At 71.0% G+C, this 19,208-nt stretch carries 14 protein-coding genes; 1 reads left to right on the forward strand and 13 read right to left on the reverse strand.

All coding sequences use genetic code 11. From position 1 onward, the window contains the following. Positions 1-74: 74 nt before the first annotated feature. From glf to trpS, 12 genes are all read right to left on the reverse strand, one after another. The gene (gene glf, locus VF697_RS11205) at positions 75-1,208 is read right to left on the reverse strand and encodes a UDP-galactopyranose mutase (protein WP_331094120.1); all 1,134 of its coding nucleotides are present in this window, start codon (positions 1,206-1,208) and stop codon (positions 75-77) included. 39 nt (positions 1,209-1,247) lie between these two features. Beyond that, positions 1,248-2,450 carry a glycosyltransferase family 1 protein gene (locus tag VF697_RS11210; protein ID WP_331094122.1) on the reverse strand — a complete coding sequence of 401 codons (1,203 nt, stop codon included), beginning with the start codon at positions 2,448-2,450 and terminating at the stop codon, positions 1,248-1,250. 142 nt (positions 2,451-2,592) lie between these two features. Beyond that, positions 2,593-3,723 carry a galactokinase gene (gene galK, locus VF697_RS11215; RefSeq protein ID WP_331094124.1) on the reverse strand — a complete coding sequence of 377 codons (1,131 nt, stop codon included), beginning with the start codon at positions 3,721-3,723 and terminating at the stop codon, positions 2,593-2,595. A gap of 18 nt (positions 3,724-3,741) precedes the next feature. Further along, entirely contained in the window at positions 3,742-5,556 is a 1,815-nt protein-coding gene (locus VF697_RS11220) for a glycoside hydrolase family 2 protein (RefSeq protein WP_331094126.1), read from the reverse strand. Between the two features lie 228 nt (positions 5,557-5,784). Further along, positions 5,785-7,176, reverse strand: a complete 1,392-nt coding sequence (locus VF697_RS11225; protein WP_331094128.1) for an MFS transporter — start codon at positions 7,174-7,176, stop codon at positions 5,785-5,787. A 274-nt stretch (positions 7,177-7,450) separates the two neighbouring features. Then, positions 7,451-8,233, reverse strand: coding sequence for a class I SAM-dependent methyltransferase (locus tag VF697_RS11230; RefSeq protein WP_331094130.1), 783 nt, complete (start codon positions 8,231-8,233; stop codon positions 7,451-7,453). 195 nt (positions 8,234-8,428) lie between these two features. Further along, complete coding sequence (locus VF697_RS11235) at positions 8,429-10,312, reverse strand: cyclic nucleotide-binding domain-containing protein (protein ID WP_331094132.1); 1,884 nt, start codon at positions 10,310-10,312, stop codon at positions 8,429-8,431. A gap of 2 nt (positions 10,313-10,314) precedes the next feature. Further along, positions 10,315-12,423, reverse strand: coding sequence for a HEAT repeat domain-containing protein (locus tag VF697_RS11240; RefSeq protein ID WP_331094134.1), 2,109 nt, complete (start codon positions 12,421-12,423; stop codon positions 10,315-10,317). Between the two features lie 69 nt (positions 12,424-12,492). Further along, positions 12,493-14,508 carry a pseudouridine synthase gene (locus tag VF697_RS11245; RefSeq protein WP_331094136.1) on the reverse strand — a complete coding sequence of 672 codons (2,016 nt, stop codon included), beginning with the start codon at positions 14,506-14,508 and terminating at the stop codon, positions 12,493-12,495. Next, the gene (gene scpB / locus VF697_RS11250) at positions 14,498-15,511 is read right to left on the reverse strand and encodes an SMC-Scp complex subunit ScpB (RefSeq protein ID WP_331094138.1); all 1,014 of its coding nucleotides are present in this window, start codon (positions 15,509-15,511) and stop codon (positions 14,498-14,500) included. The genes VF697_RS11245 and scpB overlap by 11 nt, the downstream gene beginning before the upstream one ends. Next, positions 15,498-16,364 (reverse strand): segregation and condensation protein A, encoded by an 867-nt coding sequence (locus VF697_RS11255; RefSeq protein WP_331094140.1) that lies wholly within the window; start codon positions 16,362-16,364, stop codon positions 15,498-15,500. Before VF697_RS11255 ends, scpB begins: the two co-directional genes overlap by 14 nt. Before the next feature lie 18 nt (positions 16,365-16,382). Next, positions 16,383-17,396, reverse strand: coding sequence for a tryptophan--tRNA ligase (gene trpS, locus VF697_RS11260; RefSeq protein ID WP_331094142.1), 1,014 nt, complete (start codon positions 17,394-17,396; stop codon positions 16,383-16,385). A gap of 211 nt (positions 17,397-17,607) precedes the next feature. Between trpS and VF697_RS11265 the strand changes: the two genes are divergently transcribed. Then, complete coding sequence (locus VF697_RS11265; RefSeq protein ID WP_331094144.1) at positions 17,608-18,777, forward strand: DUF4388 domain-containing protein; 1,170 nt, start codon at positions 17,608-17,610, stop codon at positions 18,775-18,777. 28 nt (positions 18,778-18,805) lie between these two features. Here VF697_RS11265 and VF697_RS11270 read toward each other — a convergent pair. Next, on the reverse strand, positions 18,806-19,208 hold a 403-nt coding region (locus VF697_RS11270), incomplete at its 5' end, for a peptide-methionine (S)-S-oxide reductase (protein WP_331094145.1).

The raw sequence follows: 19,208 nt of genomic DNA on the forward strand, positions 1-19,208 counted from the left end.
CACGCGGTTGACCGTGCCCTCGATGCCGCCCCAGATCTCGGGCAGGCCCTCGGGCCTTCCAGAGTTCTTCGGACTCACGCGTGCCCCTCCACCTGCATGTCGAGCAGCTCCCGGCGGCGCACGCCCATGATCTTCGTGCACAGGGTGAGCGCCTGCGCCACCACCTGGTCCATGTTGTAGTACTTGTACGTGGCCAGCCGGCCCACGAAGTGGACGCCCGGCGTGTCCTTCGCGAGCGCCTCGTACTTGCGGTACAGCTCGGCGTTCTCCGGACGGGGCACCGGGTAGTACGGATCGCCCTCGGCGGTGGGGTACTCGTAGACGACGCTCGTCTTCGGGTGCTCCTGGCCGGTGAGGTACTTGAACTCGGTGCAGCGCGTGTACGGGTACTCGTTGGGGAAGTTCACCACCGGCGCCTGCTGGAACTGCGCCTGGCTGTGCGTCTCGTGGCGGAAGTTGAGCGAGCGGTAGGGCAGCTTGCCGAAGCAGAAGTCGAAGTACTCGTCCACCGGGCCCGTGAAGATCATCTCCCGGTACGGGATGACGTCCTTCACCTCGTGGTAGTCGGTGTTGAGCAGCACCTTGATGTTGGGATGGTCGAGCATCCGCTCGAACATCCGGGTGTACCCGTGCAGCGGCATCACCTGGTACTTGTCGCTGAAGTAGCGGTCATCGCGGTTGGAGCGCACCGGGATGCGGGCGATGACCGTGGAGTCCAGCTCGCTCGGGTCCAGGCCCCACTGCTTGCGCGTGTAGTTGCGGAAGAACTTCTCGTACAGCTCCTTGCCCACCTTGCTGATGATGACGTCCTCGGAGGTGCGGATCGTCTCCCGCTTCTCGGCGAGCTTCTGCAGGAAGGCCTCCACCTCGAAGGAGGTGAGGTTCAGGCCGAAGTACTGGTTGATGGTGGTGAGGTTGATGGGGATGGGCATGAGCTGCCCGTCCACGCTCGCCAGCACCCGATGCATGTACGGCCGCCACTGGGTGAAGCGGCTGAGGTAGTCGAAGACGTCCTGCGAGTTGGTGTGGAAGATGTGCGGCCCGTACTTGTGCACGAGCAGCCCGTCATCGTTGTAGTGGTCATAGGCGTTGCCACCGATGTGGGGCCGCTTCTCCACCATGATGACCTTCTTGCCGTACACGTTGGCGAGCCGCTCGGCCATCACGCTGCCGGCGAACCCCGCCCCTACGATCATGTAGTCGAACATTGTGTTCTCCGCGTTGGGGCGCGCACTCGCGCCGTGGTTTCAAACGGTGACCAGCTCTTCGGTGCCCAGCTCCAGGAGGGCCGCCTCGGGCTCCGTGCCCTCGTCACGGCGCACCGTGGCGGCGTCGAGCAGGGCCTTCATCTGGGACCAGGTCATGTCCCAGGACATCGTCGACAGGTGCGCGTCCACCCGGGGCAGCCACGCGGCACGGTTCTCGGCCAGGGCCGCCTCGCAGGCGCGCACGAAGTCCTCCGGCGTGTCCGCGATATGCACCAGGCCCAGCTCGCCGTAGGGGCGCACCACGTCCCGGATGGAGGTGGACACCACGGGCTTGCCCGCCGCGAGGTACTCGGGCGTCTTGGTGGGCGAGATGAAGCGCGTGGACTCGTTGCGCGCGAAGGGCATCAGCGCCACGTCCCAGCTCGCGAGGTACGCCGGCAGCTCGGTGTAGGGCTTGCCGCCGAGGAAGTGGAGGTTGGGCCGGCGCGGCAGGCTCGCCGGGTCGATCTTCACCACCGGGCCGAGGATGACGAGCTGCCAGTCCGGGCGCGCGTCGGCCACCGCCTCGAGCAGCGCCAGGTCCATCCGCTCGTCCACCACGCCGAAGAAGCCGAGCCGCGGATGGGGAATGGGTGCCTGATCCGCCGGCTCCTGGAGGGGGCCGCGCGCGGTGGTGAAGTGCGCCACGTCCACGCTGCTGGGGAAGGCATGCACGTTGGCGTGCCGATCCTTCTTGGCCTCATAGAGGCTCTGGCCTCCGGTGAAGACCACGTTGGCGCGCTCGAGCAGCTCGACCTCGTGGCCCAACAACGCGGGAGGCGCGCCCCGGAAGGCGGACAGCTCGTCCATGCAGTCGTAGACCACGGCGCTCGGCGTGAGGTGGCGCGTGAAGGGGATCGCCATCGGCGTGTAGTACCAGCACACGTACCGGCTCACGGCGTGGCGCACGAGCAGCTCGTCGAGCAGGGCCTGCTGGGTGGCCACCACCTGCTCCGCGCTCATCCCCTCGGGGAGATGCGGCACGGCCACCCAGACGCCCTCGGGAGAGCGGGTGACCTGGAGCCGGGGCTGCCCCTTGCCGTAGATGGGCTCCTCGAAGAAGAACACCCGGCGCTCACGCGCGAAGCGGCTGAGCAGATGCTGGGGACGCTGGAAGACGAAGTTCCAACGCAGGTGCGAGAGGCACACCAGATCCGGCAGATGGCTGGTGTCCATCACGTTGTGGCTTGAATGAATCGTCATGCGCCCTCCTCCGTACACGCCCTTGTGGACAGGACGAGGGTGGGCACCTCGCATCAGCACACCTACTGACCTGAGGTACAGGGCACGCTCGCTCCCCTGCTCACCCCACCCGGGGATCAGGGCAAGGGAGCAGGCTGGCGAATCAAGGCGCGGGTGTGGACTGGGGAACGAGCACAGTGGCCCGGTGGGTCGCCTGCTTGTCGTAGCGGGTGGCGATCCGGGCCGCCGCAGCCGCTCCGCTTCCTGTCCGAGCAAGCATCACGACCGAGCCGCCGAAGCCGCCGCCGGTCAGCCGGGCCCCGAGCACGTCGGGCTCGGAGCGGGCAAGGTCCACCAGGAGATCAATCTCCGGGACGGACACCTCGTAGTCATCCCGCTGCGAGGCATGTGAGGCGTACAGCAGGGGCCCCAGCGCGGCGAGGTCCCCCGAGCGCAGCGCCTGCACGGTGGCCAGCACGCGCGCGTTCTCGGTGAGCACGTGGCGCACGCGCCGGCCGAGCGGCTCGGGCAGGGCGAGGGCGCGCGGCAGATCCTGGTCGGGCAGGTCGCGCAGCTGCTCCACCCCGAGCAGCTTCGCGGCGCGCTCGCACTCGGCGCGGCGCACCCGGTAGTCGCCCCCGGAGTGGCTGTGCGTCACGCCCGAGTTGATGACGATGGGCTCCACCCCCGCGGGCAACGGCACCCGCTCGAACTGGAGGCTGCGGGTGTCCAGGAAGAGCGCCGCGCTCCCGTGTGCGAGGCTGGAGGCCATCTGGTCCATCACGCCCACGGGCGCGCCGACGAAGTCGCACTCCACCTTCTGGCCCAGCAGCGCGATGCGCACGTCATCCAGCGTCAGCCCGAAGGCCTCGCGCAGCCCACGCAGCAGCGCCACCTCCAAAGCAGCGCTCGAGGACAGCCCGCTGCCGAGCGGCACGTCCGAGCGCAGCCACAGGTCGAAGCCCCCGACCGTCAGGCCCGCCTCGCGCAGCACGTAGGTGACGCCCTGCACATAGTCCAGCCAGCCCCGGCCGCGCTTCTCCTGGCCGAGCTCGTACTCGTCCACCTTGCCGGCGGCGCCGAGGTTGGCGCTGAAGGCACGCACCTTGCGGTCCTCGCGTGGCGCCAGCTCCACCTCGGTCTGCTGGGGGATGGCCATGGGGAGCACGAAGCCGCCGTTGTAGTCGGTGTGCTCGCCAATGAGGTTCACCCGCCCCGGCGCCCGGACCCGGACCCGTGACGGCCGGCCAAAGAGTGCTTCGAAGCGGGGGGCATCATCCGCGGGGGCTCGCATAGCCGTTCCTCTCGTGGCTCAGACCCCAGCGGATTCGGGCTCGCCTGACTCGTTGGTCGGACGGGCTCGCCCGGAAGGCGCGGGGGGCATGGGAATGTCGCTGAAGAAGCGGGGACCGCGCGTGGCGGAGGCAATCTGCTCCAAGGGGAACTTGGGCGTGCGATCCGAGTACAGCAGTCCGTTCGCCTCCTGGTACGTGTCGGCGAACTGCGTGTAGCAGAAGCCCGCGAACAGATCGAGCGAGCGCACCACCGAGAGCAGCGCGGTGTAGCGCTGGGCGAGCTCCTCCGGCCCCGTGCACTGGGAGTAGCCCCACTCCCGCTGGTCGCCGCGCGCCATCGAGATGCCGCCGAACTCGGAGAGCACGATCGGATGATCGGCATGCGGGTGCTCGGAGAGGACGATCAGCCGGCCGCCGGGGCGCTCGCGCCGGAACAGGTTCGGGCGCACCTCGTGCGAGTGGTAGCGCTCGGCGATCTGCTGGGGGTCGGCGTCGTAGTCGTGGATGCCGATGATGTCGGTGGCCACGCTCTCCCAGCCGTCGTTGCCGATGACCGGGCGCACCGGGTCCAACGTGCGTGTCAGGTGGAAGAGCGTCTGCACGTAGTGCCGCTCGGCGGCGTTGTCGGGGAGGTTGGGCACGCCCCAGGACTCGTTGAGGGGTACCCACGCCACGATACACGGGTGGCTGTAGTCACGCGAGAGCACCTCGAGCCACTCGCGTGTGAGCCGCTCGACGGACTGACGGGTGAAGCGGTAGGCACTGGGCATCTCCTCCCAGACGATGAGCCCCAGCCGGTCCGCCCAATAGAGGTAGCGCGGGTCTTCAATCTTCTGGTGCTTGCGCACCCCGTTGAAGCCCATGGCGCGGGCGAGCTCCACGTCGCGCCGGAGCGCCGCGTCATCGGGCGCGGTGATGCCCGAGGCATCCCAGTAGCCCTGATCGAGCACCAACCGCAGCTGATAGGGTCGCCCGTTGAGCACGAAGCGATCGCCCTGCACGGAGACGGAGCGCAGCGCCGTGTAGCTGTCCACCGCGTCGAGGAGCTGGCCGTTGGCGTCGCGCAGCTCCAGCCGGGCCTGGATGAGCGTGGGCGAGGTGGGGCTCCACAGCAGCTCGTTGCGGAAGTCGTCGATGCCCGGGTCGGACAGGGCGATGCGGCGGTACACCTCGCCCAGCACCACCGTGTACGAGTCCTGGGCCAGCAGGGTGTCTCCCACGCTCAGCCGCACGTCCAACCGCAGCCCCTCGGGGCGCGTGCCCTCGATGTGCACCTCGAGCCCCAGCTCCCAGCGCGCGAGGTTCGGCGTCCAGCGCAGGCCCTCGATGCGGGTGACGGGGACGCGCTCGAGCCACACCGTCTGCCAGATGCCGGTGGTGCGCGGATACCAGATGGAGTGCGGCTCGAGCTGCCAGTCCTGCTTGCCCCGAGGCTTGGCGAGGTCGGCCGGATCGTCCTCCGCGCGCACGACGATCTCCTGGGGGCCGTCACGGTGGAGCAGATCGGTGATGTCGACCTTGAAGGGCGTGTAGCCGCCCTCGTGGTGCGCGCAGCGCGAGCCGTTGACCCAGACGGTGGCGGCATGGTCCACCGCCCCGAAGTGCAGCACCATCCGCTCCTGGGGCCCGAGCGTGGGCGGCTCGAAGGTGCGGCGGTACCAGCAGGCGCGGTAGAAGCCGGTGTCCCCCACCCCGCTGAGCGCCACTTCCGGAGCGAAGGGCACGCGGATGCGGGTGTCCCAACGCACCTCGGAGGGAACCGACCAGCGGGCGAGCGGGTCGATCGCGAAGTCCCAGGAGCCGTTGAGCGGACACCAGCCCTCACGCCGCAACTGCGGGCGTGGGTAACCCCGCGCCTCGGTCGCTCCCTCTTCCGTCCCCCCCGCCCAGGGCGAAGGTTTGGGTGTGGCCTCCAGTACACTGGCCCCTGGTACCACGGGGCTGCCCGTCACACGCGTCGAGTCCTGGCTACCCATGCGGCAAGAGTAGGCACCACCCGACACTCGGTGATGAGGGGGCATGGCCTGCCCGCTCGTGGAGCAGCCCGGCGGCTGCGGCGCTCAGGGGGCGGGAGGCGGCGGGAGCGGTGAGGCGGACGGCACGAGGGTCCCCGGCTCGGGGAGGGGTGCCGTTCGCCCGGCCCGGCGAGGGAGGAGCGCCGGTCGTGGACTCCGCCGTGCACCCGCCCTGGAGGGAGGGGCGAGCGACGCCGGCTCGAGAAGCCGGCCCGAGAGCAGGGCGGCGAATCCCCGAGCGAGCGCCGCGACGAGGAAGGTGAGCTGCAGGGCGGTGCAGGTGGAGCCGAGGAGCGGGTGGCTCGCGGGGAAGGCCTGTACCAGCACCCCCCCGGCCGCCGAGGCGAGGGCGAAGGCCGCGCCGCCCGTCATGGCGAAGGCCGCGTGGTAGAAGGGCCGCTCGCGCGAGGGGGCCACCGCCAGCGACAGGTTGAAGCTCGCCAGTCCATGGCCGCTGAGCAGCACCCCACTCAGGAGCGCGTCGAGCGCGATGGGCCACCAGCGCTCCGGCCCCGCCAGCACCCAGAGCAGCGGGCTGAGCACCAGCCCGAGGGAGCAGGCTCTCAGCACGGGCCTGGCCCCGACGCGATCGAGGAGCCGCCCCCACAGGGGCGCGGCCAGCATGCGCGCGAGCGAGGTGCAGGAGCCGTGGAGCGCCACGAGCGTGAAGCCCAGCTTCACGTCCCGCAGCAGGTAGAGGGTGAAGAAGGGGCCGGCGAGCCCGAGGGCCGCGTTCCACGACGCGCCATACGCGAGGAGCCGGCGCGCCACGCCATCGCGCAGCGGCTGGAGCACGCGGGCGGCCTGGAAGGTGCGCGCCCCGGGGTGGCGGGCCGGGTCGTGCTTGAGCGCCATGAGGGCGGTGCTCACCGCACCCAGCACGCACGCGGTGAAGGCGAGCGCGGCGAGCGCCAGGCCCGTGCGCTCCGAGGCACGGGCCCCGTCGAGGAAGGAGCCCGCGCTGAACGTGGCGAGCGCTCCGGCGAGGGTGCTGATGGCGCTCCGCCGCCCGAAGTACCTCCCGCGCACGCGCGTGGGCACCAGGTCCCCCATCCACGTCACCCAGGCGTTGTTGCAGAGGATGCCCAGGCCATGGTGCGCCGCGGCCACCGCGAGGAGCACCCCGCGCTTCACCTCGGGAGAGACGGGCAGGAAGGGCAGCACGACGAGCGGCAGGAACGCCTGGCGTGAGAGCGCCACGGTGATCAAGGCCATCCGGCGCGCCCCATGCCGCGAGGTGAGCCACGCACCGGGGAGCTGCATGAGCTGGGCGAGGAAGGGCAGCGCGCCCAGGAGCCCCACCCAGAAGGGGCCGCAGCCCAGGTACAGCGCCCAGCCGGTGATGACGGCCCCACCCGCGCAAGCCATCACGCCCTCGGCCACCACGCCCTCGGCCACCGAGGCCTTCAGGGAACGGCGCAGTCTTCCCGGAGGCACGCTCCGAGAGGAAGTCGGCGCACGTGGGACGGCACTCGTGGGCGAGGGCCCGCGGTGGAGGGGCGAAGGAGCGTGGAGGGGCACGGGAAGAGGCGGCGAGGGTGGCGGCGGTGGATGGTGGCAGCGGAAGCAGGCGGGCTTCAACCCTCCCCTTGGGGCCAATGGAATGGCTGGCCGCTCACCTGGCGGGGCTCTTTCTCTCAACGGCAGAACCGAGCCATGTACAAGAAAGCCGCCGGCACATAGCGGCATCCCGCCCTGCCCCGCTCCCGCCTCAGCGAGGCCCGCGGGCGGTGACGGTGAACTTGTTGTAGAAGCGCACGCCGTCCGGGCGGCGCAGCACCTCGGCCTGGGCCTGCTGCGCGGCGCGGGCCTTCTCCTCGCTTCCCAACATCCGGGTGAAGAGCGGCAGGGTGTTGGAGGCGGACAGCATCTGGATGGCCGCCTCCCGCTCCTCGGGCGGGAAGTGGATGACGGAGATGCGCGTCTCCACTGCCTCGAAGCCGGCGGCGAGCAACAGCTCCGGCAGCTTGCGGCCCATGTACAACTCCAGCACCCCGCTCTTGGTGAGGGCCGCGTACAGCTCCGGTAAGGGATCTGGCATGGGGTAGACGCCGGAGAAGAGGCCGTCCGGCTCCACCAGTCGGAGCACCCCGCCCGGCTTCAGGCAGCGCCGCATGGAGTCCACCGCACGGCGCCGGCCGTCCGCGTCCAAGTGGCTCAGCACGTAGCGGCAGAAGATGGCATCGAAGCGGTCAGGCGGGTACGAGAGCGCCCGCACGTCCTGCACCTCGAAGCGCGCGTTGGGCAACGCCTTGGCGGCCTCGGCGGCGAGGGCGACGCGCTCCGCGGACATGTCGCAGCCGATCACCGTGGACCGGGGATGGCGCCGCGCCAGCTCCCGCACCGCCACACCCGAGCCACAGCCCGCGTCGAGCACGTTACCCCCGTCCGGCACCGGAAAGCCCTCCAGGTCCGCCGGGTAGTCGAAGCCCTTCAGGGCCGCCTGCATCTCCAGGCGCTCGAACTCGCTCTTGTTGTCGAGGATGTAGCTCATGGATTTCTTCAGCGCTCCGCGCTGGATTTCGACGATACGACCCCAAGGGTAGCCGTATCCATTCCAACGAATCCACGGACGCCGAGCATGTTAAACGGCCCCATCCCATGGGGCCCTGGGCATCAAGCAGCCTGCTGCGTAGGCCGGTAGCAACACGTCCGGAGCGCGGCTGATGCCGCGCCCCGCGGCGCGTCCTCAGAAGAGCAGCAGCTCGTCGAACCGCTCTCCCGGCTCGCTGGCCTTCGGGCCCGTGCCCAGCACCGCCTCCGTGCTGCGCTGCCGGGTCTCCGACAGCTCGGAGACCAGGACGAGGATCTGCGGGTGCGTGAGGATGAGGGTGTCGAAGTCCTCGCGCGGCAGTCGCAGCAGCGAGGTGTTGCGCAGGGCCGTCACGGTGGCGGTGGCCGGCGTCTTCTGCAGCAGCGACATCTCCCCGAACAGCTCGCCCTCGTGCAGTTGCGCCAGGGGCTGACCGCCCTTGCTCACCGACACCTCGCCCGAGAGCACCACGTAGAGGCCGTCCACCTGGTTGCCCTCGTGGATGATGACGTCCCCCCGGCGCACCTCGCGGGCCTTGAAGCGCTCCACCAGCTCGCGCCGGTCCTTGCGCCCGAAGGGCTGGAAGATCGCCGAGGTGTTCACCACGTCCGACAGCAGCCGCTGCCGGCAGAACCGCCGCAGCGCCTGGGCCACCTGCGGGTAGCTGCGCGACAGGCCCGCGAGCACCGGTGCGGAGATCTCCAGCACCTGCGTCTCCTCCGCGGCTCCCACCACCGAGGCCGAGCGCGGCGCACCGGACAGCAGCGCCATCTCGCCGAAGAAGGCGCCCTCCTCCAGCGTGGCCAGCTCCCGCTGCTCGTCACCCGTCTGGCGCACGATGCGCACGCGGCCCGCGCAGATGACGTAGAAGGCATCGCCTCGCGTGCCCTGCTCGATGATGCGTGCCCCCTCGGGGAAGCGGCGCAGCGGGCAGCGCTCGAACAGCGCGATGAAGGCGTCGCGCGGCAGGTCCGAGAAGAGCGGAATCTTCGGCAGCGCCCCGTCCTGCGGGGCCGCCTCCGTCATGGTCTCCTCGGCGCTCCCCACGCCCGGCTCGCCGCCCGCCAGGGGCGCCACCGCGGTCGGCGCTGGCGTCTGCTCCGTCCCCGCGAGCGCCGCCATCTCCACCGCGTGCAGCAGTGAGTCCGCTCCCATCTCGAGCTCGGTGAAGGGCGTGCTCCCCGGCACCGGAGGCTGGAAGTCCACGCCAGCCTGGGGCGTGAAACGCTCGAGGCGCGGCGTGGCGGGCACCACCGCGGACCACGGTGCCGTCCGGCGCGGGGGCTCCCGCACGGGAGGCGGCGCGAGAACCTGGACCTTCTCCGGCTCGGTCGGCTGGGCGTCGGCGGCGCGGCGGGGGCGCAGACCCGGAGGCGCGGCTTGCGCCACGGGGATCGGGGCCGGCGCGGCCTCCACGGTCCCCTGCTCCGCGTCGCTGAGGTCCAGCTCCACCTCGACACCCGTCGACGAGTCCTCGCTCGCCTCCTCGACGTTCAGCTCCACCTCGATGCCCGGGGAGGAGTCCGCGGCCTCGGCCTTCACGCCAGGGACCTCGGCCTCCGGTGTCACCTCGGCGTCGAACTGGACGGGAGCCCCAGGCACCAGCACCGTCCGCACCACCGGAGCCGGGGCCGGAGCCTCGTCGGCCACCACCTGCTTCACGAGCGAGGGCGCGATCACGTTCGCCGGTTTCGAAGCCGGTTCTCGGAGAGCACCCCCCGGCCCTCCGCGGCGGGCATAGAGGTTGGCGAGCATCTGCTGGACGCCCTGGTGCGACGGGTCCAGCTCCAGGATGAGCTTGCTGGCGGCGATGGCGCGCGGGAGGAAACCCTCGCGAGCGAAGCCCTCGGCGGCGACCTGGTAGGCGGCGATGGCGCGAGCGGTATTGCCCGCCTTCACCCACGCGTCTCCCAGGCGCAGGCGCGTCTGGAAGTCCTTCGGCTCGAGCTGACAGTACTCCTCGAAGAGCTCGGCGGCTCGGGGGAAGCGACCCTTGGTGAGTGCTTCGTTGGCTTTGTCCCTGAGCTGCCTTGGCTCCATTGTCAGCGTGCCCCCTCCGCCGCTGTGGTGGTTTTCGCCAGGGCCGTCGCGGCGGCTTCCCGGACACGACGGTAATAGTCACTCTTGAGCGCGTCCAGTGCGTCGCCCTGCGCGCCTGTCCCCATCCTCGAGAGCGCCGTCGCCGCCGCCGCCCGGATCTCCGGGAGATCATTGTATAAATCGCGCGCCACCACCTCGGCCGCCGAGTTGTCGCCAATCTCTCCCAGCGCGAGGAGCGTCTCGCGCCGGCCGAGGCTCGTGGAGTCCTCCAGCGCCTTCACCAGCGTGGGCACCGCCTCCTTCGCCTTCATCCGGCCGAGCATGGTGGCGGCCAGCACCGCCTCGGGGCCGCCCTCGGTCACCACCTTGCGCAGCGGCTCCACCGCGGAGGCCGGCACGCCATGACGGTTCAGCGTGTCGAGCACCACCAGCTTCTCGCCGCTGATCTGCGGCAGCAGTTCCACCAGCGCGGACTGCCCGACCTCGCCCTGCTCGGCCAGCGCCTGCGCGAGCGTCTTGAGCAGATCCCGATCGGACTCGAACATGCCGCCCTTGGCGAGGGCCACGCCCTCGGGCCCCAGCCGCGCCAGGCCCACCAGGGCCGCCGTGCGCAACGTCACGCTGGAGTCCCCGGAGAAGCCCTTGAGCAGCTCCAGCGCCCCGGGCGCCTTGACGGCCCCGAGCGCGCGCAGCAGCCCGGCCAGCGGCTCGAGCCGGGATGCCTCCACGTCGTCGAACAGCTCGGTGGGCACGCGCTGCTGCACCAGGGGCCGGCCCAGGTTGCGCGCCTTGGCGGCGTTGAGTGCCCTCACGCGCGCCATCAGGCCGGTGTGCTTCTCGCCCTTCTTCTGATCCGGCGCACCGGTGTCCTGCTGCGAGGGATCGAATCCCTCGCCCGGGCGCTCGGGCAGCGCCTGGGTAATCCAGTCCTGGCGGAGCGGCTGCACGGAGGCGAGCTCCTGCTCGTAGGCCTTCTGGAGCACGGGCGCCGCGGAGGCATCCCCGATGGCCGCGATCGCGTCCACGGCGAGCGCGCGCAGCGTGGCGTCCCCCTGGGTGACGTAGGGCAGCACCTTGGGCAGCGTGTCCTTGGCCACCGGGCCGAGGCCGATCACCATCTGCAACCCGCTGGCGGCGGTGGTGGGCCGCGACAGGCGCTCGACGATGGGCTCGAGCGGGCAGCCGCCGCGCTCCCGCATCGTCCGGGCCACGGGGATGGCCTCGGTGGAGACGGCGTCGAGCGCGATGGTGCACAGCGCCGCATCCGTCTGGGGCTGGCGCGGCAGCTCGAGCAGGGCGTCGATGGCCAGGGGGCTCACCGGGCTCTTCTCCACCGCCACGGCCTGGAGCCGGGGAATGGCCTGGGGCTCCTGCAGCCGCGTGAGGGCGGTGATGGCCGACTCGCGCAGCTCGGGGAAGCTCTCGTCCAGCAGGGGGAGGATGGCCGCGACGGCGCGCTTGTCGCCCACGTCGCCCAGGCCCCGCACGGCGGCGGCGGCGAGGATGACCTGGCTGTCGCGCACCAGGGGCACCAGCCGGTTGAAGGCCTCGGGCCGGCCGCTCTTGCCCAGCTCCTCGGCGGCGCCCACGCGCTCGGGCAGCGAGCCCTCGGTGAGGGCCAGCAGGTTGCGGTCCCAGATGGCCTTGGACTCGGCGGCGACGACCTCGGCCATGGCGCCCGGCACGTTGGCCTGCTTGAGCGCCTGGACGATGATCTGCCGCGTCGCCCGGCCCCGACGGCCATACTGCAGCGTGAGGTAGGCCTTGGCCTTGTCGTTCTTCACCTGCGACAGGGCCATGGCCGCCTTGCCCTGGACGTCCTCATCGGAGTCCTCGAGCAGCTCGCCGAGCAGGTCCACCACGCGGGGATCCTGGCTCTTGCCGAGCGCCGCGGCGGCCTCGCCGCGGACGATGGAGGCCATGTCCTTGGCCGCGCGGGTGAAGAGGGCGAGGTCATCCGCGCGGGACTCCTCGGCCAGCTTCTTCACGGCGAGAGCCCGCACCTCCGGGCGAGGGCTCTGCAGGTCCGCGAGAAGCTGGTCCCGACTGCCGCTGCACGCGGCGGTGCCGAGGAGGGCCAGGACGAGGAAGGTGCGCGCGCCGGTTCGCATCGTTCTCCGGGGAGGGAGGGCGTGAAGACGCCGGCGGTTATATCAGCGGCGCGCGCGAGCGCCCATGACTCAGCGGCCCTTACGGGGCCCTCGGCCCCTCGGTCCCCCAGCGCCTTCCCGAGGCGGCCGCGTCTTCCAATCGGCCGACGGGCCCTGGGGCTTCTTCGCGCCCCACCTGGTGAAGGGCTTCGCACCCTCGCCGGCGCCCTCGCCTCCCGGGCGTGCCGCACCGCGCCGTGCCGGGCGCTCCGAGCCCGCACCCGCCGCGCCCCACGTCTTGCGCTCGGGCCTCATGCCCCCGGCGCCTCTCGGCCCGGGACGCGCACCGCGCTCGCTCCGCTCCTCACCCCGGGGCGCCCACTCACGGCGCTCGGGACGGTCACCCCGCGGCGGACCGCGACGCTCGGCCCCACCCTCGGCGGAGAAGGGCTTGCGCGCGGGACGCGCACTCCCCTCACCCCGGGGAGCCCACTCGCGTCGCTCGGGACGAGGACCCCGCGCGGGGACCCGCCGCTCGGCGCTGCCACCGGCGAAGGCCGGCTTGCGCTCGTCACGTTCCTCACCCCGGGGCGCCCACTCGCGGCGCTCGGGACGAGGACTCCGCGCGGGAACCCGCCGCTCGGCGCTCCCCCCGGCGAAGGCCGGCTTGCGCTCGCCACGCTCCTCACCTCGCGGCGCCCACTCGCGGCGCTCGGGACGCTCACCTCGCGGAGGACCCCGCCGCTCGGCACTGCCTCCGCCGAAGGCCGGCTTGCGCTCACCGCGCTCCCCACCCCCCCGAGGCGCCCACTCGCGGCGCTCGGGACGCTCACCCCGCGGAGGACCCCGCCGCTCGGCGCCCCGCTCGGCCGAGCCGAACGACTTGCGCTCCGGGCGCTCACCCCGCGGAGGACCCCGCCGCTCGGCACCCCGCTCGGCCGAGCCGAACGCGCCGCGCGCCGCCGGGCGACCGCCGCGAGCCCCGCGCTCCTCACCTCGAGGTGCCGACTCGCTCCGCTCCGAACGAGCCACTCGGGTCTCCTCGCGCGCATCCTCGCGAGGCGTCCACGTGCGGCGCTCGGCGCGACCGCCCGTGGCCCCCCGGAAAGCGGGCCGTGCCCCACCATCTCCGCGCGGCCCGAGCTCCTTGCGCTCGGGACGAGCCGCCGCGCGCGCCGGACGCTCCGTCTTCGCGGCTCCACGCTCGGGACGCTCCGTGCGGGCGGCCCGGGCGGGCTTCGCCGCCGGGCGAGACCGTGCCGGCGCGGGAGGCGCCTCCTCGCTGAAATCCTCGTCGTCCGTGTCCACGTCCTCCTCGAAGCCCGGCGCCGCGCGCCCGTGACGCCGCGGCGGCAGCTTCATCGCCCGCTCATCGGGCGAGACCTTGCCGTCGGCCACGTCCTGGAGCAGGCGCACCTCGGCCTGGGTGAGCGAGCGCTTCTCGCCGGGGCGCAGGCCCTCGACGGCGACGCCCGCGTAGCTCGGCCGGTACAGGCGCACCACCGGGTAGCCCACCGCGGCGCACAGCCGCTTGATGAGGTGCGGGCGGCCCTCGGCCACCACCAGCTTCAGCCAGGTGTTGCGCTCGGCCTGCTCGAAGAGGTCCACGGACACGGGCGTGGCCATGCCGTCCTCCAGCCGCACGCCGCCGCGCAGCTTCTCCAGCGTGGCCGCGTCCGGCGTGCCCTTCACCTTCGCCAGGTAGGTGCGCGGCACCTGGAAGCTGGGGTGCGTCAGCTTGTGCGCCAGCGCCCCATCATTCGTGGCGAGCAGCGCGCCTTCCGCGTCGTAGTCCAGCCGGCCCACGGGGAAGAGCCGCTTGCCGCTCTCCTCGATGTAGTCGGCCACGGTGGGGCGGCCCTGCGGATCCGACAGCGTCGTCACGACGCCCACGGGCTTGTAGAGCAGGACGTAAGAGGACTTCTCCGGAGGCGAGACGAGCTCGCCATCCACCATCACCAGATCGCCCGGCTCCACCTTCGAGCCCAGCTCCGTCACCTTCTGGTTGTTCACGGTCACGCGGCCCTCGGTGATGAGGTCCTCCGCGTGCCTGCGCGAGGCCACACCCGCGCGGGCCAGGTACTTCTGCAAACGTTCAGCCGCCATTTCCGCCACCTTCCACTTCGTCCGCCCGTGCACCGGGCGCTGACCCCGGCTCGCCCTCGGAGGGCGGGGGGGTCGGGTTCAGGATGCTGGCGGTGGCCTTCTGGGTCTTGTCCGCGGCGGACATGGCCTCCTCCAACTCCTCGAGCGCTGCTTCCGATGCCGCAACGCTCTTGTCCATCCTTTTCTGGAACTCCGGGTCCGCCAGGGCCTCGACGGTGCCACTGGCACTCGGCGCCGCGGGCCGCTCCTTCTCGACGATCTCCTGGTGCTCCTGCGTCAGCTCGTGGAACTCCCGGAGCGTGGGCAGGGCCGACAGGTCCTTGAGGGCGAAGAACTCGAGGAACTCGCGAGTGGTGCCGTACAGCATGGGCCGGCCCACCTCCTCCTTCTTGCCGAGGATCTTGATGAGCTTGCGATCCAACAGCGCCTTGATGACGGCGCCGCAGTCCACGCCGCGGATGTCCTCGATCTCCGGGCGGGTGGCGGGCTGGCGGTAGGCGATGATGGCCAGCGTCTCCACGGCGGCGCGGGTGAGGCGCTGGGGCTTCACGCGCAGGTAGCGCCGCACGTACTCCGCCGAATGCGGATCCGTGCGGAACTGCCAGCCGCCGGCCACCTCGTACAGCACCACGCCGCTGATGCCGTCGCGGTGGATGCCGGAGATCTGGTTGAGCGCCTCCTGGATCTTCTCGCGGTCGATGCCGGTGGCCTCGTAGAGCTGGTGGAGGTCCAGGGGCTTGTCGGCCACGAAGAGCACGCTCTCCAGCACGGTGCGGATGCGCTCCGGGGAGAGGTTGCGGCTCTTCTGGGCGAGCTTCTCGAAGGACGACTGGAGGTCGGGGACCTCGTCGGCCTCGATGGTGGCGACCTCCGAGTCCTCCAGCTCGTCCTCGTCCCCGGGGCCGGTGACGGCGGCGATCTCCTCCTCGGTGAAGGGGCTGGGGGCGCCGGACGCACGAGGCGCCTTGCCGGTGTCCTCGGGGCCGTTGTTACCGGTACTCACTCTCGTCCACCTCCGTGGGGACCAGCCGCTCCAGGGCGTCCCCGTTGGGGGTCAGGAGGATGTCCGCCAGGGGAGCCTCCTGGCTCACCTTGATGAGCCGCCGCTTCACCATCTCGAGGATGGCCAGGAAGGTGATGACCATCTCCTGACGCGTACGTTGCTCATTGAAAAGACTCTCGAAGCTGCACGCTCCCTGGGCACGCATGCGCTCGGCGATCCGCAGGATGGCCTCGGAGAGGCTCACCTTCTCGCGCACCACCTCGTGCTGCAGCTTGGGGGTCAGGCGCTCCAGCACCCGGTCGAGTGCTTCGATCAGCTTGAGGACCGAGAACTCCTGCAGGCCCACCTCCTCCTCGGGGATGGGCACGGCCTCCACGGGCACCTTGCGGGCGAAGACGTCGCGCTCGAAGATGTCCTGCCTGGCCAACTGCTCGGCGGCGTCCTTGTATTTCTGGTACTCGAGCAGGCGGCGCACCAGCTCGGCGCGCGGGTCTCCCGCGTCCTCCTGCTGCAGCTCGGCCACCGCGTCCGCCGTCTGCTCCGCGGTGTCCTGACGCGGCAGCAGCATGCGGCTCTTGAGGTGCGCCAGCGTGGCGGCCATCACCAGGAACTCGCCGGCGATGTCCAGGTTGATCTCCCGCATCCGCTCCAGGTGCTCGAGGTACTTCTCGGTGATGAGCGCCAGGGGAATGTCGAAGATGTCGAGCCGGTGCTCCTTGATGAGGTGGAGCAGCAGGTCGAGCGGTCCCTCGAAATTGGGCAAGGCGACCCGGAAGGCGTCACCCGGACTCAGGGGGACGTCCGCCTCGAGGGTCTCCTCGGTGGGAGGGGTGCTGCGACGACCTGCGGTCAACGGACGTCCTTCACGCGCTCAGGGAACGCCGACGGCGCGGCGCACCCGGGCCATCAAGCGGGAGGCCTCGGCACGGGCCCGCTCGGCGCCATCCTGGAGGATGCGCTCGAGCTCGGCGGGGTCGTTCTTCAGCTCCTCGTAGCGCTTGCGCGCGGGACCGAAGGTCTCGTGGAAGGCCTCGAGGAGCAGCTTCTTGTACTCACCATACCCCTTGCCACCCGCGCGCCAGGACGCATCCGCCTCCTGGAAGCGCTGCTCGGGCAGCATCAGCTTGAGCAGGTCGTACAGGGGCGCGTTCTCGGTGGGCTTGGGCGCCTCGACGGCCGTGGAGTCCGTCTTGATGCCCATGATGCGCTTCTTGATCTCCTTCTCGTCCCCGAACAGCTCGATGGTGTTGCCGTAGGACTTGGACATCTTCTGCCCGTCCACGCCCGGCACCGTCGCCGTGCTCTCCTGGACGCGCGCGGCCGGCAGCTTGAGGATGCCCGGGGCGTGCCCCTTCTCCTTGCCCTCGGGATCCTGCGGGTCGTACCCGGGCACGTACGTCATGTTGAACTTCACCGCCCAGTCGCGGGCGAACTCGATGTGCTGGATCTGATCCTTGCCCACCGGCACGGAGTCCGCGCTGTAGAGCAGGATGTCGGCGGCCATCAACACCGGGTAGGCGAAGAGGCCGAAGTCCGGACTGATGCCCTTGTCCAGCTTGTCCTTGTAGCTGTGGGCGCGCTCCAGGTTGGCCATGGGCACCACGGTGCCGAGGATCCAGTTGAGCTCCAGCACTTCCTTCACGTCGCTCTGCCGGAAGAGCACGGCCTTCTTCGGATCCAACCCGAGCGACAGGTAGGCCATGGCGGCCTCGCGCGTGAATTGCTCGGCGAGCTTCGGGTCCCGCACGGTGGTGAGCGAGTGGTAGTTGGCGATGAAGTAGTAGGCCTCGCCCTCGTCCTGCAGGTGAACGAACTGCCGCAGGGCACCGTAGTAGTTGCCGATGTGCAGCCGGCCAGAGGACTGGACTCCCGAGAGGATCCGCATGACTCCCACGCCTATACACGAAAGGGGTGACAGCCCTGGTTCGCACACCTGGAGCCACCCTGCAACTTTCCTGCGAGCCGCTCCTACCCTTTGAACTCGCCCGCCCGCTCCCCGGTCAGCCCGACTAGTGGGAACATCTCGGGAGGTGGGTAAAAGCCCTGTGAAATCAAAGGGTTGTACCGGAGATTGGCCTCCGCTAGCGTGCGTGGACATGGAGCGGTTCAAGGGAAATCTGGCGAGCTACCGGCTGCAGCTTCTGATGCCGGCGTTCTTCGACGCGCCCGCGGTGGATGGGACGCTGAGAGTGGAGCGCGCGTCGGTGCGGCGGCACTTCTTCTTCCAGCACGGACTGCTGGTGGGAGAGAGCTCGAGCGAGCCCACGGAGCACCTGGGACAGGTGCTGGCGCGGCTGGGCCTCTTCGACGCGGCGCGGGCGGCGGCGGCCTTCGACGCGGCGGAAGCGGCGGGCGTGCCCTTTGGCACCTTCCTGGTGGAGCGGGGCCTGGTGGCCAAGGTGCGGCTCGTGGAGGCCATGGAGCACAAGGCGCGCGAGGCCCTCTTCGACTGCTACGGGTGGGAGTCCGGCGAGGTGGAGTTCCGCCCGGGACTGCCGCCGCTGGGGCGGGCGGTGGAGCTGCAGCTCGGCTTGAAGGGCCTGCACCGGGACGCGCTGGCGCGGCTGCGCGAGTGGAAGGTGTTCTGGGACCTCTTCCCCGGGCCGGGGACGACGTTCGGCGTGTACCGGGAGTTCGCGGTGGAGACGGTGTCCGCGGCGGAGGGGCTGCTGATGCAGCTGGCCGAGCAGGGCGCGACGCTGAGCGAGCTGCTGGCGGCGGCGCCCGAGGGCCCGCTGCACGGGGCGCGGTGGGTGCTGCGCCTGTACCGGCGGGGGGCGCTGACGCCTCGCAAGCCGAGGGGCCCGAAGGTGGGCGAGGTGGCGCGCGTCTCGGACCTGCTGGAGCTGGCGCGGGGCCTGGTGGAGACGGGCCGGTACGAGGAGGCGGTGGCGGTGACGGCGCAGGTGCTGGAGCGCGCCCCGGTGCCCGAGGCGCACGCGCTGTACCGGGAGGCCGAGGTGCGGCTGACGGTGGCGCTGGCGGATGAGGTGCTGGCGCTGGACGGGCGGCTGTACTTCGAGCCGCTGCCGCGCCCTACCCCGCCCTCGCTGACGGCGGACGACCTGTACCTGTACGCGAAGCTGCGGAGTGGCCGGAGCGTGCGCGAGGTGCTGCGCAACACGGCCATGGGCGAGCTGGCGGCCTACCGGGCGCTGCGGCGACTGATGGAGGCGGGCATCGCCCGGGTGATGCCGCGCAACGACGTGGCGCCGAGGCGGCGGGCGAGGACGGACCCGTACGGGATTCCGGCCGTGGTGCTCTGACGGCCCACCCGTCGGGATCTCGACGGGTTCACCGGCGACGGTGCGCCAGGGCCGCCTGGGCGAGCTTCAGCAGTCGTTGCCGGTCAGCCTCCGAGAGCGCGAAGTGCTCGAGCTCGGCCGCCACGCCGTCCAGCTTCAACTGGCCGTCGACGCAGGCGTTGAGCCACATCGCGACGGTGGAGTCCTCGAACTCGCGCTGGCTGTAGGCGCTGAACTCGCGCATCAGGTCCGTGTACCGACGGAGGTAGTACTTCTGGTGGTAGTCCTCGGCCCGGTAGAACGTGCCCAACGGCAGGATGGGCAGCAGGATGGGCTCGGGCCGCTCCCCCAACGCCCGCCTCGCCGTCTCGAGCGCCAAGGCCTTCTGCGTCTCGTCCGCGTAGAACACCGCGGCCATGTACTGGCGGTTGCGAGGGCGCTCGGTCGGGTCG

It is taken from the genome of Archangium sp. (assembly GCF_036388035.1).
Taxonomy (GTDB): Bacteria; Myxococcota; Myxococcia; order Myxococcales; family Myxococcaceae; genus Archangium.